At 69.9% G+C, this 21,705-nt stretch carries 23 protein-coding genes; 10 read left to right on the forward strand and 13 right to left on the reverse strand.

The annotated features are described in order from the left end of the window. The 3 genes from VGH85_23345 to VGH85_23355 form a co-directional block, all read right to left on the reverse strand. A partial coding sequence (locus tag VGH85_23345; protein ID HEY2176757.1) for an SCO family protein occupies window positions 1-506 on the reverse strand: 506 nt, incomplete at its 3' end. A gap of 277 nt (window positions 507-783) precedes the next feature. Then, the gene (gene bfr / locus VGH85_23350) at window positions 784-1,263 is read right to left on the reverse strand and encodes a bacterioferritin (GenBank protein ID HEY2176758.1); all 480 of its coding nucleotides are present in this window, start codon (window positions 1,261-1,263) and stop codon (window positions 784-786) included. Window positions 1,264-1,287: 24 nt separating this feature from the next. Beyond that, window positions 1,288-1,476, reverse strand: coding sequence for a (2Fe-2S)-binding protein (locus VGH85_23355; protein HEY2176759.1), 189 nt, complete (start codon window positions 1,474-1,476; stop codon window positions 1,288-1,290). A 98-nt stretch (window positions 1,477-1,574) separates the two neighbouring features. Here VGH85_23355 and VGH85_23360 point away from each other — a divergent pair, with 98 nt between their 5' ends. After that, the gene (locus VGH85_23360) at window positions 1,575-1,913 is read left to right on the forward strand and encodes a hypothetical protein (protein HEY2176760.1); all 339 of its coding nucleotides are present in this window, start codon (window positions 1,575-1,577) and stop codon (window positions 1,911-1,913) included. Here the strand turns inward: VGH85_23360 and VGH85_23365 are convergent. From VGH85_23365 to VGH85_23375, 3 genes are all read right to left on the reverse strand, one after another. Next, window positions 1,910-2,443, reverse strand: a complete 534-nt coding sequence (locus VGH85_23365) for a Type 1 glutamine amidotransferase-like domain-containing protein (GenBank protein HEY2176761.1) — start codon at window positions 2,441-2,443, stop codon at window positions 1,910-1,912. The genes VGH85_23360 and VGH85_23365 overlap by 4 nt on opposite strands. A 118-nt stretch (window positions 2,444-2,561) precedes the next feature. Then, a complete protein-coding gene (locus VGH85_23370) occupies window positions 2,562-3,236 on the reverse strand; it encodes an acetolactate decarboxylase (GenBank protein ID HEY2176762.1) in 675 nt (224 codons plus the stop codon). Between the two features lie 35 nt (window positions 3,237-3,271). Continuing rightward, complete coding sequence (locus VGH85_23375; protein HEY2176763.1) at window positions 3,272-3,838, reverse strand: phosphoglycerate mutase family protein; 567 nt, start codon at window positions 3,836-3,838, stop codon at window positions 3,272-3,274. 70 nt (window positions 3,839-3,908) lie between these two features. On the opposite strand from VGH85_23375, the gene VGH85_23380 reads away from it, so the two are divergent. The 3 genes from VGH85_23380 to VGH85_23390 are packed head-to-tail and all read left to right on the forward strand — an operon-like array spanning window position 3,909 to window position 6,277. Then, the gene (locus VGH85_23380) at window positions 3,909-4,301 is read left to right on the forward strand and encodes a PPOX class F420-dependent oxidoreductase (GenBank protein HEY2176764.1); all 393 of its coding nucleotides are present in this window, start codon (window positions 3,909-3,911) and stop codon (window positions 4,299-4,301) included. Window positions 4,302-4,359: 58 nt separating this feature from the next. Then, entirely contained in the window at window positions 4,360-5,250 is an 891-nt protein-coding gene (locus VGH85_23385) for a bifunctional helix-turn-helix transcriptional regulator/GNAT family N-acetyltransferase (protein ID HEY2176765.1), read from the forward strand. 43 nt (window positions 5,251-5,293) lie between these two features. After that, on the forward strand, window positions 5,294-6,277 hold the full coding sequence (locus tag VGH85_23390; protein ID HEY2176766.1) for an ornithine cyclodeaminase family protein: 984 nt from the start codon (window positions 5,294-5,296) through the stop codon (window positions 6,275-6,277). Window position 6,278: 1 nt separating this feature from the next. On the opposite strand, the gene VGH85_23395 is transcribed toward VGH85_23390, so the two are convergent. Beyond that, a complete protein-coding gene (locus VGH85_23395; protein ID HEY2176767.1) occupies window positions 6,279-7,019 on the reverse strand; it encodes a tyrosine-protein phosphatase in 741 nt (246 codons plus the stop codon). Between the two features lie 99 nt (window positions 7,020-7,118). On the opposite strand from VGH85_23395, the gene VGH85_23400 reads away from it, so the two are divergent. Further along, entirely contained in the window at window positions 7,119-8,309 is a 1,191-nt protein-coding gene (locus tag VGH85_23400; GenBank protein HEY2176768.1) for a helix-turn-helix domain-containing protein, read from the forward strand. Here VGH85_23400 and VGH85_23405 read toward each other — a convergent pair. The 6 genes from VGH85_23405 to VGH85_23430 form a co-directional block, all read right to left on the reverse strand. Then, window positions 8,266-9,675: an FAD-dependent oxidoreductase gene (locus tag VGH85_23405; GenBank protein ID HEY2176769.1), complete on the reverse strand. Its 1,410-nt coding sequence runs from the start codon at window positions 9,673-9,675 to the stop codon at window positions 8,266-8,268. The genes VGH85_23400 and VGH85_23405 overlap by 44 nt on opposite strands. Continuing rightward, entirely contained in the window at window positions 9,665-9,940 is a 276-nt protein-coding gene (locus VGH85_23410; GenBank protein HEY2176770.1) for a (2Fe-2S)-binding protein, read from the reverse strand. The genes VGH85_23405 and VGH85_23410 overlap by 11 nt, the downstream gene beginning before the upstream one ends. Beyond that, window positions 9,937-11,106: an FAD-dependent oxidoreductase gene (locus VGH85_23415; GenBank protein HEY2176771.1), complete on the reverse strand. Its 1,170-nt coding sequence runs from the start codon at window positions 11,104-11,106 to the stop codon at window positions 9,937-9,939. The genes VGH85_23410 and VGH85_23415 overlap by 4 nt, the downstream gene beginning before the upstream one ends. Beyond that, complete coding sequence (locus tag VGH85_23420) at window positions 11,103-12,116, reverse strand: proline racemase family protein (GenBank protein HEY2176772.1); 1,014 nt, start codon at window positions 12,114-12,116, stop codon at window positions 11,103-11,105. The genes VGH85_23415 and VGH85_23420 overlap by 4 nt, the downstream gene beginning before the upstream one ends. After that, window positions 12,113-13,009, reverse strand: coding sequence for a dihydrodipicolinate synthase family protein (locus tag VGH85_23425; protein ID HEY2176773.1), 897 nt, complete (start codon window positions 13,007-13,009; stop codon window positions 12,113-12,115). The genes VGH85_23420 and VGH85_23425 overlap by 4 nt, the downstream gene beginning before the upstream one ends. Window positions 13,010-13,071: 62 nt before the next feature. Next, on the reverse strand, window positions 13,072-15,135 hold the full coding sequence (locus tag VGH85_23430; protein ID HEY2176774.1) for an ABC transporter ATP-binding protein: 2,064 nt from the start codon (window positions 15,133-15,135) through the stop codon (window positions 13,072-13,074). A gap of 230 nt (window positions 15,136-15,365) precedes the next feature. Here VGH85_23430 and VGH85_23435 point away from each other — a divergent pair, with 230 nt between their 5' ends. From VGH85_23435 to VGH85_23455, 5 genes are all read left to right on the forward strand, one after another. Continuing rightward, on the forward strand, window positions 15,366-17,123 hold the full coding sequence (locus VGH85_23435) for a peptide ABC transporter substrate-binding protein (GenBank protein ID HEY2176775.1): 1,758 nt from the start codon (window positions 15,366-15,368) through the stop codon (window positions 17,121-17,123). A gap of 64 nt (window positions 17,124-17,187) precedes the next feature. Then, on the forward strand, window positions 17,188-18,909 hold the full coding sequence (locus tag VGH85_23440; GenBank protein ID HEY2176776.1) for a DUF885 domain-containing protein: 1,722 nt from the start codon (window positions 17,188-17,190) through the stop codon (window positions 18,907-18,909). Beyond that, window positions 18,906-19,793: a DUF1028 domain-containing protein gene (locus VGH85_23445; protein HEY2176777.1), complete on the forward strand. Its 888-nt coding sequence runs from the start codon at window positions 18,906-18,908 to the stop codon at window positions 19,791-19,793. The genes VGH85_23440 and VGH85_23445 overlap by 4 nt, the downstream gene beginning before the upstream one ends. Beyond that, window positions 19,790-20,743 carry an ABC transporter permease gene (locus tag VGH85_23450; GenBank protein ID HEY2176778.1) on the forward strand — a complete coding sequence of 318 codons (954 nt, stop codon included), beginning with the start codon at window positions 19,790-19,792 and terminating at the stop codon, window positions 20,741-20,743. Before VGH85_23445 ends, VGH85_23450 begins: the two co-directional genes overlap by 4 nt. Then, window positions 20,740-21,687: an ABC transporter permease gene (locus VGH85_23455; GenBank protein HEY2176779.1), complete on the forward strand. Its 948-nt coding sequence runs from the start codon at window positions 20,740-20,742 to the stop codon at window positions 21,685-21,687. The genes VGH85_23450 and VGH85_23455 overlap by 4 nt, the downstream gene beginning before the upstream one ends. Window positions 21,688-21,705: the final 18 nt, after the last annotated feature.

Raw genomic sequence — 21,705 nt, forward strand, 5'->3', positions numbered from 1 at the left:
GGAAGGGTCCACGCCGCCGGGTCGGGGTTCGTCACGTTTCGATGTCCGGCCGGATCCAGGAATCGGTCGAGCGTGCGGGGTAGCTTCGTGCCGGGCGCGAGGTGCGGGGCGCCGTCGAGCAGGAGACGTTCGTGCGTGCGCTGGTCGAGGAAGAACAGTTCGTCGGAGTGGGTGATGTCATAGGTCAGCGGCTTGCCTGTGAGCCAGTCCCTCGGGGCCGGCGGCTTGTCCGGCACCTTCTTGGTATAGACGCCGAGGTGCTTCCAGAGCGCGGCGAGCCCTGCCGGCGTTCCGGTGAGCGTGACCCAGTCCGCGGGTACGGGCGTGAACAGGCGGCGATAGGCGGCCAGCCGGGTCGGGGTGTCGCGAACCGGGTCGACCGTGATGCTGAGGAACTCCACCCTGCTCCCCAGCCCGGCCCGTTCGACGGCGCGGGCGGCTGCGACGACGTTCGCGGTGTCCAGCGGGCAGGTCTCCTGGCAGAGCGTCATGACGTCCGAGATCACGACCACCTTGCCGGCGAACAACCTCAGATTTACGTGCCTGCCGTTGTCCTCAACCAGGGTCTGATCCAGCAGCCGCGTCGGCAGCGGAGCGTCGAGGCGCTGGCCGACAGATGGCGCTGGCGCGGGTGGTGGCGCTGCCCGGGCAGGTCCGCCACACCCGGTCAATACGGCCGCGACGCCCACGACTGCAGCGACCAGCGCCCAGCAGCGCCGCCGCCGGCTACGGACCACCTGCACAGGACACCTCTCGCGCAGAACCACGCCGTCAGGCTTGGGATCAGTCTCCGGGTTGCTCGACGAGCTGGGCTAGGTACAGCGGCTCACCGAGCGAGCCGAGCAGACCAAGCTGGGTCTCAAGGTAGTCGACGTGTTCCTCTTCGTCGGCGAGGATGCGCTCGAAGAGTGTGGCGCTGGTGACGTCACCGACGCCGCGCATGTAGTCGATACCGCCGCGGAGCCGGTCGATGGCCTCGACTTCGACAGCCATGTCTGCCTCGAACATCTCCCCGATGGTCTGGCCGACGCGGACCCGGAAGAGCCGCTGGTAGTTGGGGAGACCGTCGAGGAAGAGGATGCGGTCGGTCAGCAACTCGGCGTGGCGCATCTCGTCGATCGACTCGTCGCGGGTGTGGGCGGCAAGCCGCACCCACCCGGCGTTCTTCTGCATCCTCGCGTGCAGGAAGTATTGGTTGATCGCGGTGAGCTCAGCGGTCAGTTGCTCGTTGAGCAACTCCAGCACTCGTTCGTCGCCACGCACGTCCGGCCGTCCCTTTCGCCGTTGTCAGGCGACGAGGCCGGCAATGGGACACGTCGCGCACGAGGTGATGATCTCTTCAATCGTGTCATGACACCCGCCGCACCCGGTGCCGGCGCGGGTTCTGTCACCCACCGCTTCCACCGTGGTCGCGCCGTCTTCGACGGCGGCGGTCACAGTCTCGTCGGTGACCGCGCGACAGATGCAGGCATACATGACGGCCCCTCCAGCCAGGATTAGGTTAGGCTACACTAAGTCCCGCGCCGCGGTGGCAGTGCGGGTTACCGGCCCACCCCCCGGGTAGGTTTCCATGCGTGAGCGATCCGACCCGGCCGGACGCGCGGGCGACCGCGACCGACGACTCAGCCGAGCGTCGAAGCGACGCCGGCCGGCCACGTCGGCGACGGAGCGGTCTCGGCGTACCGAGGTTGAGCCGATCATCAGCCAAGGGCGCCGCGTCGGGTCGCCGTCGACGGGATCGCGACGATGCGGCGTTGCCGGTGCATCCATGGATAGTGTGGCTTGTCGCGGTGCTGATGCTGGCCGGTGCGACGCTGCTGCTGGCCGGACTGTCGTGGATCGGTGCGGTGGTGGTCGCCAGTGCCGTGTTGTGCGTGGTCGCGTCGATCGTCCGGGCCCGTTCAGATACCTAGCCGGAGCAAGAGGCAAGGTAGAGCGGTTGGCCCCCGACCGACCGGACTTTGCGTCCGTGGACGACCAGCGCCATGGTGTCGTCGGGAATGCCGAGGACCACGCATTCAGGGAACGACCGTAGCCATGGCTCGATGTCGTAGCGGCCGAAATGCGGTGCGACAACGGTCCGCCGGATCAGCTCCCAGAATCGGCCTGGCCGTCGGTCATCCGCTGCGCCAACCGGCATTCCGGCACCGACGACGATCGCCCCGGCGCTGCAGCCTGCGATCACGGCGCCTCGGTCGGAGGCGACGCGTAATGCGTGAAGAGCTGGAGTATCGACGGTGCAGTCGTACAGACGTTCCGGTGACCCGCCCGTGATCAGAACGAGGTCGGCGGTCTCGAGTCGTCGAACCACACCCGGCTCGTACGCGTCCCGCCTGTTCACGAGGCCGGAGTCGTGCATCGCGATGTCGACGTCCTGTGTGCAGAAGTGTGCGTGGAGCGCGTCGACCTCGGCCTGGGAGGGGTCGCTCAGCGCTGTCTGCATCACGACGGCGGCGACTGGGCGACTCTGGTCCGGTTGGTGACACCGTGCCCACGCCAGAATCGTGCGTTCATGTGGCGACGGCGTGGTGCTGTAGAGAAACAGTGGACCGACCACGAGCTCAGTAGTACGGAGTGAGATCGAGGGCGCGGAATTCGTCGGTCCTCGGCACGTCGACCGCGTAGCCGGTCGCCTCGCAGACCTCGATGCTGGCGCGGAGGAGCCGGAAGTCAGCGACGTGGCCGCCTTGGCCATGGTCGTCGGAAAGCCAATGGTAGTGCGCGCCGACGAAGTCGGTGCCGGTCAGGAAGACCGGGCAGTGGAACGCGACGAGTGTTCCCGTCGTGTCGGTGTGGGTGAGGTTGTTGTACGTCGGCATGATCTCGGCGAGCGGCCGGTAGGGCGGGTGTTGTCGCGCGCTGGCCCCAGCGGTCACTCGCGAGAACTGGCCGTGGATGCGCAGCGCCCAGATCCGGTTGGCCAGCGGCAGCAGGCCGGCCAGCCGGCGTTCGAAGGCGGCTCTGTCGAGCGGATCGTCGATACCGAAGGTCTGCTCGACGCGGAACGGAATGACGGTCGCGTAGGGCGTGCCGACCACGCCGTCGAGTTCGGCGGTGGTCCCGTCTTCGGCGGTCCGGTAGGCGACACCACGATCGATGACGAGTTCCCCGTCGTTTCCGGCGAGCGCTCCGAGGCCGGTGTCACCGTGGGCCAGGACATCGGCGACCCGGTGGGACCCGGTGAAGTAGCCGGCCTGGTAAGCCGACCGGACGTTCGCGTTGAAGAGCACGGACACGCGGATCCTCGCTGTCGTTCTGCCGTTGTGGTCGGCTAGCCGGGCCAGGTCTGGGTGGCCGGTTCGGCCGGTCCGGAGAGCGAGAGCGCGGCCCGATGCGACGGCCCGTAGTGGGCCGTGGCGCGCGGGCCGGGATATCCGCTGAGGATCCACATCGCACCCTTGGCCGTCCGCGCGCCCACCGGGACGCGGGGAGAGCCGTCTGCGCGCCACCGATTGAGCAGACCGGTGAGCACCTCGCCATGCGTGCAGAGGGCGCAGCCGTCCGTCGACAGGTCGGTGATCAGGGCCAGCGTCTCCTCCAGAGTCGCATCCGGCGTCAGCGCCGCACTCAGCTCGATCGGCAGATCGAGGGCGGCCGCGATGGGCTCCAACGTCTGTCGGCACCGGATCAGTGGGCTGGAGATCAGCCGGTACGGCGGTTGCGCACGCATCCGCTGCGCGATCCCGTGCGCCTCAGCCAGACCACGTTCGGTGAGCGGGCGTTGCTCGTCCGGACCGGTCCAGCGCCGCTTGCTGCCGGCGTGTGCGTGACGTACCAAGGTGAGCACCATGGTCTCCCATGCAATCGCAGAGAGGTCATCGTCGACGTACGAGTTCATCCAGCATATTCGCCGCGGGTGCGTGCCGGAGCCGGCACCCTCGATTCCGATTGGACACCGGGAGGAACGGATGAGCGCCGAAGTCTCCGCCGAGGTCAACGACCTGTTGGCGAAGCCGCTGTTCGCGGTCGTCGGCCTGAATAGGCCGGATGCCGCGCCTCAACTCACCGTCGTCTGGTACGAGTGGGACGGCTCGACCTTCCGGTTCTCCACCACGCGATCGCGCGCGAAGTTCGCCAACATCCGGCGGGACCCGGCAATCTCGCTGCTGATCAACGACCCTGAGTCGACGTCCTACGTCGTGGCCTACGGCAGGGCGGAGGCCGAGGAGTCCGGCCATGCCGAGTTGAGCCGTCGCCTCTTCGCCAGATACCTGCCCGGAACGGATCCCGGGGGCCGCCCGACGGATCCCGATCGGGTCGTCATCGCCGTCACCCCCGAACGGATACTCGCCGGCCGGTAGCCCCGACCCGACGGCCGGTCCGACGTTGACCACCCGGCAGACCTCTGACTAAAGTCAGATGATGGACGCAGGGTTGGTCGGGCAGGTCCGTCGCTTCGACCGCATCGTCACCCAGCGGATCGGCGCTCTCGACGACGGATTCCTGGCCCGTAGTCGGCCGCTCGGGCAGGCCCGAGTGCTGTGGGAGATCGGTGCCGAGGGGACCGAGGTGCGGTCACTCCGCTCGCGGCTGGATCTCGATTCCGGCTATCTGAGCCGGCTGCTGCGCTCTCTGGAGTCCGACGGCCTGGTCGCGGTCGCGGCCGACGGGACCGACGCTCGGGTGCGAACGGTGCGGCTGACCCGGGCGGGTCGGGCCGAGCGGGACGAACTCGACCGGCGCTCCGACGACCTGGCCACCTCGATCCTCACACCGCTGAGCGATCAGCAGCGCAGCCGCCTGGTCGCGGCGATGGGTGAGGTCGAGCGTCTGCTGGTTGCCTCGATGGTGCAGATCGCCGTGGTCGATCCCCGCGAGGCGGCGGCCCGTCGTTGCATCCGGGCGTACGTCGACGAACTCGCGCGGCGGTTCGACTCGGGCTTCGATCCGGCCCGCAGTCTGTCCGCCGAAGACGCCGAGCTGACACCACCATCGGGACTGCTGCTGGTCGCCACCCTGCACTCGGACCCGGTCGGGTGCGGCGCGCTGAAGTTCCATGACCACGCCCCGGCAGAGCTCAAGCGGATGTGGGTGGCACCCGCGGCCCGTGGCCTGGGCCTGGGGCGGCGGCTGCTCGCCGAACTCGAAACCCGCGCGGCCGCCCACGGCGTACACACCCTGCACCTCGAGACCAACCGCGCACTCACCGAAGCAATCGGCCTCTACCGGTCGGCCGGTTACCGCCAGGTCGAGCCGTTCAACAACGAGCCCTACGCACACCACTGGTTCGAGAAGTCGATCGATCCCTGAGGTCGCGGCCGCTCCTCGCCGGTCCCGGTGCAGACTGGTGGGCGTGCTCGTGTTGACCGGAGCCGAGACCCGCGCGTTGCTCGACCTTGACGAGCTGCGCGCCGGACTTGCTACGGCGATGCGGGAGGTGAGTGAGGGACGGGCATCGATGCCGGCCCGGATCGCCGCGCTGGTGCCCGAGCGTGGCATGCTCGCCGCGATGCCGGCCTATGTCCAGGGCAACGGTGGGCTCGCCGCGAAGCTGGTGAGCCTGTTTCCCGGCAACGCCGGCACCGCGGTCCCGACCCACCAGGCAGTCGTCGTCGTCTTCGACCCGGACACGGGACAGCCGCTCGCGCTGCTCGACGGCACGTCGATCACCACAGTCCGGACCGCCGCCGGGTCGGCGCTTTCCGCCGATCTGCTGGCAGTTCCGAACGCAGCGATCATGGCAATTCTCGGCACCGGAGTGCAGGCCCGCGCCCACGCACACGCGATGGTCCGGGTACGGCCGATTCGCCAGATCCGGATCGCCGGACGGGATCGGGAGCGGGCAGCTGCGCTCGCCGCCGACCTACAGGCGGAGCTGCACATCGACGTGGAAGCACGGGACAGTTACGTCGCCGCGTGTGCGGACGCTGACATCGTCTGCGCCGCCACGCATTCGCCGACGCCCGTCGTACACCGCGATGCGCTCCGGCCCGGGGTGCACGTGACCTCGGTCGGCTACAACACGGCCGGGCATGAGCTCGACACGGCGACCGTGGCTGACTCCGTGCTCGTCGTCGAATCCCGCGACGCCGTCCTCGCACCACCACCGGCGGGCGCCCAGGATCTGCTTGTGCCGATCGAGCAGGGCCTCATCGGGCCCGGGCACATCCACGCCGAGATCGGAGAGCTGCTCTCCGGCGCCAGACCGGGGCGCACCTCCGCCGACCAGATCACGCTGTACAAATCGGTCGGGATCGCCGCGCAGGACGTCGTGGCCGCGAACCTCGTCCTGACCGCCGCCAGGTCCGCCGGGGTCGGCGTCGAGGTGGACCTCTAAGTCAAACGGCCAGGCGGTCGTGGACCGCGGCGAGCTGGCTGTCGTTCACCCCGGCGGCCACCAGGTAGGCCCGCACCCCGCCGTGCCGTTCGCGTATGTGGGCGAGGGTGTCGAGCATGACGGTCGGCGGAGTCGGCTGCAGGCCGGCGACGATGGTGCGCAGCTTCGGATCATCGATCAATTCGAGATACGCGGCACTGTCCTCGCGCAGCCGCTCCTCGGTCAGCGCGTAGTCGGCGGCGATGACGTCGTCGGCGACACCGGCGACGGACAGCGCGAACGCGGTGATGATCCCGGTGCGGTCCTTGCCGCCGGCGCAATGCACGACGACCGCTCCGGGCGGCGCATCCGCCACCGCCGCGAATGCCTGCGCAAACAGGTCCGGGCGCAGGTCGAGCATGGTGCAGTAGATCTCGGTGAGGGTCAGCCACTGGTGGTCCGGGTCGGCCGGGTTCTGGACCGGTATGTTGCGATAGACCGGGTCGGCGCCGAACGGGTGGGCCGCGCTCCCCGCCTCGGCCGGGCGCCGGAGGTCGATGATCCGGCTCACGCCGGCCGCCCGCGCCGCCGCCACACCGTCGTCGGTCAGCCGGCTCAACGCATCGGCCCGGATGAGTGCACCGCGCCGGATCACGCCGCCGTCCTGCGTCGGCAGGCCACCGAGGTCGCGGACGTTGAGGCAATCCGGCCAGTGCAGGTCGCGCTCGGCGTGCTCGACGATCTCGCGCCCGGTGTCCGTCACGGCGAGTCAGTCTACGGGTCGGCGGGAGCGGGGAGCAGGGCAGCAAAAACGTGCTCTCTCCGTAACGTCACCGACTCGATTCGCAGGTATCTTCCGGCGATGTTCTCCGGAGACCTGCAGGTGCTGGTGGACGACCTGGCCGAGCGGCTGGGCCGCTCGGCGACCATCGAGGACGACAATCACCGGGTCATCGTCTACTCGTCCCAGCAGCACCAGATCGACGACGTACGCCGTGATTCGATCCTGCAACGCAGGACCAGCCCCGAAGTCCGGACGTGGTTCCGGAAGTTCGGCATCGTGTCGTGCAACGACCCGGTGCGGATCCCGCCCGACCGGGCGCGCGGCATTCTGGGGCGGCTGTGCATCCCGGTCCGGCATCGTGACCGGCTGGACGGGTTCTTGTGGCTCATCGACGACGACGAGTCGTTGACGGCGCCCCAGGTCACCGTCGCCGAGACAACGGCCCGGCACGCCGCGATCCTGATGCACGAAGAGATGCTCGCCGAGCGGCTCGCGAGCACAGCCCTGGCCCATCTGTTGGTCCAGTCGGAGGAGGTCCGCACCCTCGCCGCCGCGCAGGTGGTCGACGACGGAATCGTTCCGGCGGGCTCGCCGGTCGTCGTCAGCGTTCTCGTTCCGGAGTCGACCGACGCCGGGACCAGGACGCTCATCGGCGACTGCATCCGCGATGTCAGCCGCCTGCATGTCCGCGGGGAGGTCCTCGGGGTCGCACACGCCGACCACGGCGCGGTGCTGACCTTCGCACCCGGGGGTGATCGTGCCGGGCACGCGATGCGGATCGCGCGGGAGCTGCGGGACTGCATGCGCCGGCGGACGGGCGACGTGCGGACCGTCGTCGGGATCGGCGAGGTGAAGGAACGGCTCGTGGACGCCCAGGTCTCCTACCGCCAGGCTCGGCTCAGCGCCCGGGCGGCGACGCGGCTGCCCGGTGTCGGCGACATCGCGGCGTGGTCCGCGCTGGGTGCGCTCCGTGCCGTCGTCCAGCTGCCGATCGAGGCGATGGTCGACTCGATCGACCCGAGGATGGCTGCACTCTTCGCAGCCGGAGACGATCGGATCCTCGACACGCTCGAGTGCTATCTCGACGGTGGCTGTGATGCGCAGGTGACGGCGGGCAAGCTGCACCTGCACCGCGGCACCCTCTACTACCGGCTACAGAAGGCGCAGGAGGCCGCCGACATCGACCTCCGCAACGGCGAGGACCGGCTGTCTGCGCACGTGGGTTTCAAGCTGGCTCGTCTGGCCGGCCGCTATCCGCTGCAGGCCTGACAGCGGCGCCGGCGATCACACCGAGCGGTGTCGGCGTCACGACGGTCCGCCATTGCAGGTCGCCGACGGCCGGCGAGGCCGCGCCGCGGTCCCGGGCGAGGGCGGCCTGCAGGGCGGGGCCGCAGATCCGGCCCTGGCAGTAGCCCATGCCGCACCGGGTGATGGCGCGGATCGCGCGGGCGGTCGCCGTGCCGGTGGCGGCGGACGTGACGGTGGCCCAGGACACCTCCTCGCAGCGGCAGAACGTCGTCTCGGGGTCGAGCCAGTCCAGCCAGCCGGTCCGCATGGGGTAGAGCCGGTCGAGTAGGTCGGCGAACCGGCGCCGCCGCCGGAGCGCGGGTCGCAGCGGACGTACGGCGGCGGCGTGGTCGCGGTTCGATATCGCTTCGAGCAGCCGGGCCGCGGAGAGGCCGGCGAGTCGTCCCTCGAGTTCGGCGATCTCGGCGCCGCCGACGCCGGTCGCCTCGCCGGCGGCGAAGACCCCGGCGACGCTCGTAGCCTGGTCGGCGTCGTGCCACACCGCGCCGGTCGGCCGCGCCGGGTGCGGGACGTCGCGGCAGCCGAGGTTGCGCGACACGTCCAGTGCGGGAGCGAAGCCGAAGGAGACGCAGACCGCATCGGCGGCGATCGTGCGCTCGGTGCCGGGGATCGGGCGCCATTCGGGATCGACCTCGGCGACCACAGCCGCCTCCACCCGGTCCGCCCCTTCGCACCGGATCACCACGCGACCACCCCGCGGGCGTACGCCGGCCCGGGCCAGTCGCCGTAGATACCCCGCCGCCTCACGGATCCGCGCCGGATGCGACAGCGTGGGAAGTGCCGCGCCGAGGACCGAACGCGGCCGGGTCGCCTCGACCAGCGCCTCGATCCGAGCGCCCGCGCCGGCCAGCCCGGCGGCCACCGGCAACAGGAACGGGCCCGAGCCGCCGACCACCACGCGTCGACCCACCCGCAGGTCGTGACCCTTCAGCAGCGCCTGCGCCGCGCCCGGGGTGAGCACGCCGGGCAGCGTCCAGCCGGGGAAGGGCAGCGCCAACTCCGCCGAGCCGGTGGCGACCACCGCGGCTGCGGCAGTGACTGTGTCGGCCCGCGGACCACCGACGTACACCTGCACCCGGCCACCGGCCCGCGCGGCATGCCAGACCCAGCTGTGCGCGACGACGGTCACCTTCGGGTGGGTGGCGACCCGGGCGAGGCGATCGGGCGGCCCGCTCGACCCGGTCCCGTCCAGTCGTCGGCGGTAGTACTGGCCACCGACCGCGGCGTTCCCGTCCACCAGGACGACGTGCAGCCCGGCGTCGGCGGCCGCTGCGGCGGCGGCCATTCCGGCCGGCCCGCCGCCGATCACGACGACGTCAGCGCGCACGACGCCCGCCTACCGAGCCCGACCGGCGTACGTCGGCGCCGGCCGCGAGCGGGGTGATGCAGGCGCGCACCGAGGTCTCCTCGTCGACGTCGACGAGACAGTCGAAGCACCACCCGATGCCGCAGAAGATGCCCCGCGGCCGATCGTCTGCGCGGGTCGTCCGGAACGCGGACACCCCGTTGGTGATCAGTCCCGTGGCGACGGTCGACCCTCGGGGGGCGGTCATCGGCACGCCGTCGAAGCGGAAGGACACCGGTTCGCTCACGCAGGCTCACCGACCGCAGTGGTCCGCGTGAACCGGGCCGGGGCGAAGGCCGCGGGATCGACGGCGTGCCGTGCGCCGGTGACGAACGCAGTGACGAGTTCGGCCGTCGCGGGGGCGAGGCCGATGCCGGCGCCTTCGTGTCCGCTGGCGTAGAGCAGGCCGGCCACTTCGGGATCGGGCCCGATGAGCGGAAGGTTGTCCGGGGTCGCCGGCCGGAATCCGGTGTAGGAACGGATCGCCCGGACGCCGTACAGCGCGGGGAACAGCGCGATCGCCCGCCGGGCCAGCTCGCCGAGCACCGCGACGTCGGGGGAGGAGTCGAAGCCGACGAACTCCCGACTTGACCCGATCAGCACGGTGCCGCTCAGCGTCGACTCGACGACCGCCGAGCACGACCTACCCTCCGGTGTGGCGATGGTGTCGACGTAGCCGGCTTCGTAGACCTTGTGTCGCACGATCGGGCGCACCGGCTCGGTGACGAGAATGTGGCCGCGGCGGGGGGCGACCGGGGCGTGACGTCCCAGCCGTTGCGCGAGCTCGCCGGTCCAGGCGCCGGTAGCGAGGACGACCGTGCCGGTGTCGATCGTCCCCTTGCCGGTGCGCACCGCCGTACATCGACCGGAGCGCACCTCGAGCCCGAGCACCGGCGCATCACTCACCACCGTCGCGCCGCGGTCGACGGCTCGGCCGAGGTACGCCGTCGCGGCGGCCATGGGCTGCACCTGGCTGTCCTGTGGAAACCACATCCCCCCGGGCAGATCGGGGGAGAGGTCCGGTTCGAGAGCCCGCAACGCGTCGGCGTCGCACGGCTCCGCACGGACCCCGCCGGCCCGTAGCCCTGCGGCGGCGGCGTCGAGGGCACCAAACTGCGTCTGGTCGGCCGCCACCACCAGACCGCCCTTGCCTTCGAACTCGATGCCGGGTCCCAGCTCCTCGGCCGCCGTGTGCCACAAGTCGAGGCTGCGCAGCGCCAGCTCCAGCTCCGGACCCGGTGCTTTGTCGGAGACGAGGATGTTGCCTTCACCGGCTGCGGTTGTTCCCGCCAGGGGACCCGTCCGGTCGACGACGCATACCCCCGCACCAATCGCCGTGAGTGCCGCCGCGGTGGCGGCTCCGATCATGCCGGCTCCCACGACGACGACATCGACCGAGCGCGGCACCGTCACCCGCGGGCGCCCATGAGGAATCCGCCGGGAAACGGATCGTCCGGGTCGAGCAGGTAGGTCGCGAGTCCGGTCAACCAGGCCCGCCCGCGGACGATCGGCAGGACGGCGCGTACGTCGCCGACGGACGACTCGGCGGACAACCGGCCCTCGAAGCGGGTCCCGATCAGCGACTCGTGGACGAACGGTTCTCCCAGGGATAGCCGACCGCGTGCGTGGAGGGCAGCCATCCGGGCCGATGTGCCTGTGCCGCAGGGGGATCGGTCGATCCACCCGGGGTGGATGACGACCGCTCCCCGGCTGCTCGCCCCGGCACCGCCGGGTGCGGTGAAGATGACGTGCCCGCAGCGGTCGACGTCGGGCATCTCCGGGTGCACGAAGGACAGTTGGTCATTGACGGCGTCCATGACGCGGAGTCCGTCGGCGACGAGCCGGTCGTGCTCGGCCGGCACCACGTCGAACCCCAGCGCCGCGCCCGGCAGGATCGCGTAGAAGTTCCCGCCCCACGCGACGTCGACGGTGAGCGACGGTGCGCCGGGCAGGTCGACGACGGCATCGGCCAACGCGAGGAAGGAGGGGACGTTGCGCAGTTCGACCGCCGTGGCCCGGCCGTCCTCGACGTCGACGCGCGCCTCGACGAGCCCGGCCGGGGTGTCCAGCCGGATCGTGGTGACCGGTTCGGCCACCTCGACCATGCCGGTCTCGACGAGGACCGTCGCCACCCCGATCGTCCCGTGCCCGCACATCGGTAGGCAGCCGGAGACCTCGATGAAGACGACGCCGATGTCGGCGTCATCGCGGGTCGGTGGCTGCAGGATGGCTCCCGACATGGCCGAGTGGCCACGCGGCTCGTACATGAGCAGCGTGCGCAGTTCGTCGCGCTTGTCGATGACGTGTCGCCGCCGTTCGGCCATCGTGGCACCGGGCAGGGTGCCGACGCCGGAGGTGACGACGCGGGTGGGCATGCCTTCGGTGTGGCTGTCGACCGCGGTGAAGGCCAGGCGGGCTCTCATCGACCGGCGGCGAGGAGGAAGTCGCGGGTCGCCTGCCGGACGTGCTTGTCGACGTCCGGAGCGAGCGGGAGCCGCGGCAGCCGGACTGGTCCGCCCGGCCGGCCGGCTTCTTCCTGCGCGGCCTTGATCGCCTGTACGAAGGTCGGGAGCGCGTCATAGCGCAGCATGGGCAGCATCTGCCGGTAGGTGGCGACGGCGTCGTCCCATTGGCCGTCGACGCACAGTTGGTACATCGCCACGGTCTCGGCCGGGATGGCGTTGACAAAGCCGGCGATCCAGCCGGTCGCCCCCATCAGCATCGATTCGACGAAGACGTCGTCGCATCCGCAGAGAACCTCCAGGCGCGGCGCGGTTTCCCTGATTGCGGCGACCCGGCGTACGTCCTGGGAGAACTCCTTCACCGCGGTGACGAGCGGCACCTCGTCGGCCACCCGCGCCAGCAGCGCCGGGGTCAGGTCGACCCTGGTGGAGAACGGGTTGTTGTAGACGACGATCGGCAATCCGGCGCGGGCGACCTCGGTGAAGTGTGCGACGACCTCCTCGGCGGTCGGCGCGTGCGAGGTCGGCGGGAGACACATGACGGCACCCGCGCCGGCCGCGCCCGCGTGCTCGGCCCAGCGCCGGGCCTCGGCACCCGATTTGCCCGAAACGCCCGGCACGACCGCGGCATCGCCGGCCGCTTGGACGGTGGCCTCGACGACCGCGATCCGCTCCATATCGGTCAGCGCCTCGTATTCACCCAGCGATCCGCAGGGGACCAACCCGGCGACGCCCGACTCGACCAGCCACCTGCAGTGGCTCGTGTGGGCATCGAGGTCGAGGTCACCCTGCTCGTCGAAGGTCGTCGTGCTGGCTACATAGACCCCGCCGAAGCGCGGTAGTGGTGCGGGCACCTGGGGCCCCCCTTTGTCGATATCTGGACGGATGACACGCGTGTGTGCCCCTGGCGCCGAAGCTACGCCGCAGGGGACTTCTCCATCTCCCCGAGCGGGAAGTGGCAGGCGACCGCGTGGCGCGGGTCGGCGGCCGGCTGCATCGGCGGCTCGACCTGGGCACAAATCTCCTGCGCCTGCGGGCACCGGGTGCGAAACCGGCAACCCGACGGGGGATCGGCGGCCGACGGAAGCTCGCCTCCGACCGCGACACCCTTCTTGGCCCGCTCGACGTCGGGGTCCGGTACCGGTGCGGCGTCGATGAGGCCGCGCGTGTACGGGTGCAGCGGTGCGTGGTAGACGCCGTCCCGCGGGCCGAGCTCGACCAGCTTGCCGAGGTACATCACGCCGATGCGGTCGGCGAGGTAACGGACCACGGAGAGGTCGTGTGAGATGAAGACGTAGGTGAGGTCGTGTTCGCGTTGCAGCGAGGCCATCAGGTTGAGGATCTGTGCCTGCACCGACACGTCGAGTGCCGAAACGGGTTCGTCGGCGACGACGACCTTCGGGCGCAGCGCCAACGCGCGCGCCAGCGCGATGCGTTGTCGCTGCCCGCCGGAGAATTCGTGCGGATAGCGCTCGATTGCGCCGGCCGGGAGTCCGACCTCAGCGAGCAGTTCGTCCACGACCTGCCGCTGGTGCGCCCGGGTGCCGGAGCGCTGCACGCGAAGCGGTTCGGCGAGGATCGACCCGACCCGCATCCGCGGGTCGAGGGCGGCGGATGCGTCCTGGAAGACCAGCTGCAGCTCGTGTCGTCTCGCCCGCAAGGCCCGGTTGCCGCACTTGGCCAGATCGGTGTCGCCGAGCAAAACCGACCCGCTCGTCGGCCGCTCCAGCGCGACCAGCAGCCGGCTCAGCGTCGACTTCCCGCAGCCGGATTCACCGACCAGGCCGAGGGTCTCGCCGCGGAGTACGTCGAGGGAGACGTCGGCGACAGCGCTGATCGTGGACCCGCCGCGGGTGCCGAACAGCTGTCCGCCCGATCGGTAGTCGCGTACGACGTGGCGACAGGAGAGGACGACGTCGACCGGACCGGCTGCCTCCTCGCCGGTCGCCGGTGCGACGTCCTCGACGTGGGCCGTTCGGGGCGTGGGTGTCGGTGGGTGGATGCAAGCGAACTCGTGCTCCGGCCCCAGCGCGTCGGTGTCGGCACCGTCCACGACGGACAGCAGGGCCGGTTCGCTGCTCACGCAGTCGTCGGTGCGGTGGGCACAGCGCGGGGCGAACCGGCAGCCCGCGGGCGGATGAGCCAGATCCGGCGGCAGGCCGGGAATACTCGTCAACTCCCGCTCACTGCGGCGTACGCCGTCGGGCAGCGCGCGGAACAGTGCCTCGGTGTAGCGGTGGCGCGGATCGGCGAAGAGGTCGGAGGCATCCGCCGTCTCCACGATCTTCCCGGCGTACATGACGTTGACCCGATCGGCCCGCCCGGCGATCACGCCGAGGTCGTGGGTGACCAGGATCATCGCCATCTGCAGAGTGGTCCGCAGCTCGTCGAACAGCGTGAGCAGCTGCTGCTGGGTGGTGACGTCGAGGGCTGTGGTCGGCTCGTCGGCGATCAGCAGATCGGGTTCGCAGGCGAGCGCCATGGCGATCATGGCCCGCTGCCGCATTCCACCGGAGAACTGATGCGGATAGTCACCGAGGCGCCGCGCTGCGGACGGGATCCGCACCAGGTCGAAGACGTCCTCCGCCCGCTTGCGGGCCACCGACCGCGCCACGTTCTGGTGCAGGAGGACCGCCTCGATGATCTGGGCGCCGACCGTCATCGTCGGGTTGAGCGCGGCCAGCGGATCCTGGAAGACCATGGCGATCCGGGCGGCCCGGATCGCCGCCATCTCCCGCTGGGAGCGCCCGGTGAGATCCTCGCCGTCGAAGACGACGCGACCTGAGGTGATCTCACCTCCCGGCGGCAGCAGCTGCATCACCGATAACGCGGTCATGGTCTTGCCGCAGCCCGATTCGCCGACCAGGCCGAGCACCTCACCCCGGTCGACCTTGAGGGACACGCCGTCCACGGCATGAACCGCGTCGTTGCGGCGTCTGATCCGCGTATGCAGATCGGTGAGCTCGAGCAGCGCTGACATAGTGCCTTCACTGGGCCAGAAGAGGAACCGGTAGCAGCGCGAGCGTAGAGGCCGCTGGGTGCGACGACTGTCTTATATGGGCGGCGATCTCTTCGACAGATGTGGATACGACTCGGCCGATGTCTCGTCTAGCGTCGTCCCGTCATATGGGGACACGTGTCGGGTCGGGAGGCAGCGCCTTGATGAAGAACGCCGGACTACGGCACAGGGGACAGCGGTTCGGTGTCGCCGTGGCGGCAATCGCCTTGGCCGCAGGCGGTGTGGCCGCCTGCGGGAGTTCGACGTCGTCGGCGAACAAGGACGTCATCCGATTCGCCGAGTTCCCCGGCTCCATTCCCAACTGGATCTTGCCGATCACCGACCCCGGGCACACCGGCTCGCCCAACACCGAGCAATTCTCGTATCTCATGTGGCGTCCCCTCTACTGGGAGGGCAAGGGCGCGACGCCGCCGGTCGACGAATCGTTGAGTCTCGCCGGCGCGCCGACGTACGGCGACGGCAACCGCACCGTGACGGTGAAGCTCGGCAACTACCACTGGTCGGACGGGAAACCGGTGACCACGCGAGACGTGGAGTTCTGGTACGACCTGATCAAGAACAACACCGACCAATGGTCGAGCTACGTCGCCGGCAACCTCCCGGACAACGTCGCGAAGTTCACGGTGGTCAATGACAAGACCTTCACGCTCACCCTGAAGAAGCCGACCTCACCGCAGTGGTTCACCGCCAACCAGCTCACGCTCATCACCCCCATGCCCCAGCACATGTGGGACAAGGACAGCGACGGCGGCACCGTGGGCGATCTCGACCGCTCGAGCGCCGGGGCGAAGAAGGTCTTCACCTACCTGATCGACAAGTCGAAGAAGTTGGCGGCGTACGACAAGGATCCGTTGTGGAAGACCGTCGACGGGCCGTGGAAACTGTCCAACTACGACACGGACGGCCACATCACCTTCGTGCCCAACACTGCCTACACGGGCCCGACCAAGGCGACTGTCAAGAGGTTCGAGGAGGTGCCGTTCGCGACCGACGACGCCGAATTCAACAGCCTGCTTGCGGGCAGCGTGGACTACGGCTACCTCCCGTTCAGCGACCTGAAGCAGAAGAGCCGCGTCTCCTCCCAGGGGTATCACTTCTCGGCGTGGAACCTGTGGACGGTCAACTACATCGCGATCAACTACAACAACGCGACGACGGGCCCGCTCGTCCGGCAGCTCTACCTGCGCAAGGCGCTGGAATCGCTGGTCAATCAGCAGCAGATCATCAAGAACATCTTCCAGGGCCAGGGCGCGCAGAACTACGGACCGATCGCCTTGGATCCGCAGAACCCGTATGTCACGGTCAAGGCCAACCCCAACCCGTTCGACCCGAAGGCCGGTGCCGCGTTGCTGCGGAGCCACGGGTGGACCGTGAAGCCGGGCGGGGTGAGTGTCTGTGCCAGAGCCGGCTCGGGCCCGACGCAGTGCGGCGCGGGGATCAAGGCCGGGACGAAGCTGTCCTTCTCGCTCCTGGTGAACAGCGGCAACCACCCGGTCAATCTCGAGATGCAGGCGCTGAAGTCCCAGTTCTCCCAGTCCGCCGGTGTCGACCTGCAGGTGCGCCCGCAACCGTTCACCCAGGTCATCTCCGACGCATTCGCGAGCTGCACACGCAGCAAGGCGGCCAGTTGTCCCTGGCAGATGGCTGACTGGGGCGGCGGTTCCAACCTTCTTCCGTACCCGACGGGTGAACAGCTCTTCGCCTCCGGTGGCGCCTCCAACGCCGGGCACTACGCCGATCCGCAGGCGGACAAGCTGATCGCGGCCACGCAGACCGGTGGTCCGGGGGCGCTGGCCGCCTACGAGCGCTACGTCGTCCAGCAGGTACCGGAGATCTGGGTGCCCAACCTGACCTATCAGCTGTCGATGATCAGTAACAAGCTGAAGGGCGCCGACGCGCAGAACCCCTACATCGGGATCACCCCGGAGGACTGGCACTGGCAGGGCTGAGCCCGGTCCGGCACGGTCCGCCAGTCCGACGTCCAGTCCGACGCTCAGGAGGCAGTACACAGTCATGCAGGACACCCCGAGCGCCGCGCTCCGAGACGACGCGGCCGGAATGCTCGACGCCGCGGCCCAGGAGATGTTTGATCAGGATCTACGGTGGAACCCCCTCTACGCCAGCCAGCGCGGGTATTCGCAGTTCATCGCCGACGTTCCCGATCTGAGTACGGAGGCGCGTGACGCCCGCCGCCTGGAACTCGAGCGGCTCGCTTCTGATGTGCGGCAGATCGATCCCTCGGCGCTCGACGCAGAGCGCCGGATCACGCGGGAGATCCTGCTCCGCAAGGTCGGCGACGCCCTGCTCGGGCTGACCGTCGGTGCATACGACTTCACCGTCACCCCCATCCCGCAGACCGGGATCGGTGCATCGGTGATCATCGGGTTCCCGAAGGCCGCTCTCCGCGACGCACGCGACGCGGACCGCTACGTGCAGCGGTGCCTGCGCGTGGCCGGCCTGTTGAAGCAGGCCTCGGTGCAGTTGGGTGACGGTCGGGCTGCGCATCGCACCCCGGTCCGGCGGCTCGTCGAGCGATCGATCGAGCAGCTCGACGCCTATCTGAACGCGCCACTGGCGAGCGATCCGCTGCTGGCGATCGCGGATCCGGCCGAGGACGCCGACCCGGGCTGGCGGGATGGGCTGGCGCGGGTGGTCCGCGACGACGTGCGGCCCGCGATCGCGGAGTACCGCAACGAACTGGCCGATGTCGTCGCTCCCGGTGCCCGCCCTGACGCCGAGGTGGGTCTGGCCCATCTGCCCGGCGGTGTCGAGCTGTATTCGCGGCTCGCCGCCGAACACACCACGACCGACGTCCCGGTCGAGGAGATCCACCGCACCGGCATCGAGCTGGTCGCGACGCTGACCGACGAGATGCGGGAGCTCGGGGAGAAGACGCTGGGTACGGCGGACTTCGCCGAGATCATCGGGCGCCTGCGGAATGACCCCGACCTGTATTTCCGCACCCCGGACGAGGTCGCCGATGCCGCGCGCGACGGCTTGCGGCGCGCGCAGGAGGCGCTGCCACAGTGGCTCGGCCGGTTGCCCAGGGCGGAGTGCGTCGTCGTACCGATGACGCCGTACGAGGTGGAGAACGGCGACCTCGGCCACTACCAGTGGCCGACCCGGGACGGCTCCCGGCCGGGTACCTACTGGATCAACACCTACCGGCCGACCACCCGGCCGCGGTTCGAGTCGCAGACCCTCGCCTTCCACGAGTCGGTGCCGGGGCACCACACGCAGCTGGCCCTGGCGGGCGAGCTGAGTGACCTGCCGGAGTTCCGCCGGCACGTCCATGTCACGGCCTTCAGCGAGGGTTGGGCGCTCTACTGCGAGCGGCTCGGCGACGAAATGGGCCTCTACAGCGGCGATATGAACCGGCTCGGCATGATCTCTTTCGACTTCTGGCGCGCCTGCCGACTGGTCGTCGATACGGGCATGCATGCCATGGGGTGGTCCCGCGACCGGGCTGTCGGCTACATGGCTGAGCACAGCGCGCTCACCACGAAGAACATCGAGAACGAGGTCGACCGTTACATCGGCTGGCCCGGGCAGGCGTTGGGCTACATGATGGGGCGGCTGGAGATCGCGCGGATCCGGGCGGAGGCGGAGCGGCGGCTCGGTGACCGTCTCGTGCTCCGGGACTTCCACAGCGAGCTGATCGGCCACGGCTCGCTGCCGCTGTCCGTGCTGCGGTCGGTCATGACCGACTGGATCGACCGGCAGGTGACGGCGTGACCTACTCGCTGACCGCCGTCGATCCGGCGACCGGGCGATTCGGTGTCGCGGTGCAGAGCTGCGTGTTCGCGGTCGGCACGAGGGTGCCCGCGCTCGCCGACCCGCACGGCGCGGTCGCGGTGCAGGCGGGTTTCGCCTCCTGGTACCGGCGACCGGCGACCGAACTGCTGTCCCGGGGCATGTCCGCCCCCGATGTGGTGGCGGCGATCGCGGCTCTCCCGGGCGCCGACAGCGGCCAGGTGGCGGTGGTGAGCCAGGACGGCCGGGCCGCCGCGCACACCGGCGGCTCGTGTATCGATGCCGCCGGGCATGTGGTCAAAGATGGCGCCGCGGCTGCGGGCAACCTGCTCACCAGATCGGCGGTGTGGCACGACATGCTCGACGCGTACGACGGCGCGCAGGGCAGGTTCGAGCAGCGCCTCGTCGCGGCGCTGCAGGCGGGTGAGGCCGCCGGCGGCGATGTCCGCGGCCGGCAGTCAGCGGCGATCCTCATCTCCGCCGCCGCCGACCGCACGACGCTCGAGGTCGACCTCCGGGTCGACGACTCACCGGCGCCCGTGGACGAGATCGAGCGTCTGGCGAACGTCCGGGCGGCCCACGACGAACTGCGCCGGGTCCTCTCCGACGAGTCGGTGGACGCCTGGACCCCGGCGGCGGCCGAGCGGCTCGTGGCCGCGGCGGCGACGGTGCCCGGCGATCCGCTGCTCACTGTCTGGACCGCGATCGCGGCCGCGAGCGCCGGCCTCGACGACCACGCCGCGGCGCACCTGGCCCGGGCGCGTACCCAGAACGCCTCGCTGGAGGACTACCTGATGCGCGAGCCCGCGCTGTCGGTGGACGACCGGCGGGACCGCGTGCTGCGTCTGCTGGGCGGACCGAGGTGACGAGTTTCCTGCTGCGCCGTGTCCTGCAGGCGATCGCCGTCGTGCTGCTCGTCACCATCATCGTCTTCATCCTTTTGCGGCTGCTTCCCGGCGGGCCGGCCCGGGCAATTCTCGGGCAGCAGGCGACGGCGGCGCAGGTCACGGCGTTCAACCACCAGCAGGGTTACGACAAGCCGATCGTCGTGCAGTACGGCCACTACCTCGTGCGGTTGCTGCACGGCGACCTCGGCTACTCCTACAAGCTCAACCAGAGCGTCACGTCACTGCTGGCACAGCGGCTACCCAAGACCCTGGTGCTCACCGTGCTCGCCACCGTCGTCGCCCTGGCCGTCGCGATCCCGCTCGGCCTGCTCCAGGCGACCCGGCGCAACAAGCCGACCGACTACGTCGTCACCGGCCTTGCGTTCGTGCTCTACGCCATGCCGATCTTCTTCCTCGGCCTCATTCTCATCATCGTCTTCGCCCAGACCCTGCACTGGTTCCCGTCCGAGGCCCCGCAGGGCAACTCGGTCTCCGCGGTGCTGTCCCAGGGAAACGCCCTGGTGCTGCCGGTCGCGACCTTGTCGCTGATCACGATTGCGGCGTTCAGCCGCTACGCCCGGTCCGCGACGCTGGACAACCTCGGTGAGGACTACGTGCGTACGGCGCGCGCCAAGGGTGCGCTCGAGCGCCGGGTGCTGGCCAGGCACGTCGCGCCCAACGCCCTGGTGCCGGTCGTCACCCTGCTCGGCCTTTACGTCCCCTACCTCTTCGGCGGGTCGCTGGTGACCGAGGCGATGTTCAACTACCCGGGCATGGGGCTGCTGTTCTGGAACGCCGCCCAGACCCGCGACTACCCGATCCTGCTCGCGGTCGCCCTCATCGTCGCGATCGCCACGGTGGCCGCCTCCCTCGTCGTCGATCTGATCTACGCGGTGCTCGACCCGCGGGTGAGGTATGTGCCGGCATGACGATCGAACGATCGGCCATCAGCGGCCCGCCCTCCGGGGGCGGCGCACCGCCCGACGCGCCTCCCACGGCCGAGATCGAGGGAGCCGCCCCGCCGACGAGCAACGCCAGGCTTCTGATCGCGACCTTCGTCGACGACAAGTTCGCCATCATCGGCCTGGCCATCGTCGTACTGCTCGCGCTGTTCAGCTTCGTCGGTCCGCTCGTCTACCACACCGACCAGGTGCACACGAACCTGTCCGCGGTCAATCTGCCCCCTGGCACCGGCGGCCACCCGCTGGGCACCGACCAGGTCGGTTACGACCAGCTCGGCCGGCTGATGGCCGGCGGCCGGACCTCGCTCGAGATCGGTCTCGGAGCCGGTCTGCTCGCCACCGTGGTGGGAAGTCTGTGGGGCGCGGTCGCGGGCTACTTCGGCGGTGTCGTCGACGCGGTCATGATGCGCGTGGTCGACGCCCTGCTGTCGATCCCGGCCCTCTTCCTGCTGCTCGTGGTCGCCGCGATCTGGACCCCCAGCGTGCCGCTGCTGGTCGTCCTGATCGGGCTGATCGCCTGGCTGGTGCCGGCCCGGCTGGTCCGCGGCGAGGCGCTGACGCTGCGCTCCCGCGAATACGTGCAGGCGGTGCGGCTGATGGGCGGCGGCCGCTGGCGCGTGGTCAGCCGGCACATCGTGCCCAACACGCTCGGCACGATCGTGGTCAACGCGAGCTTCCAGGTCGCGGATGCGATCCTCTACGTCGCGTACCTGAGCTTCCTGGGGCTCGGCCTGCCGCCGCCGGACACCAACTGGGGTGCCATGCTCACCGACGGTGTGCAATATTCCTATGACGGCTACTGGTGGCTGATCTACCCACCCGGTGTGGCGATCGTGCTCGTGGTCATCGCCTTCAACTTCATCGGCGACGGGCTGCGGGACTCGTTCGACGCCCGGTTGCGCCGTCGCTGACCGACCCTGGCAGGGAGC

The sequence above is a fragment of the Mycobacteriales bacterium genome (genome assembly GCA_036497565.1).
GTDB lineage: Bacteria > Actinomycetota > Actinomycetes > Mycobacteriales > QHCD01 > DASXJE01.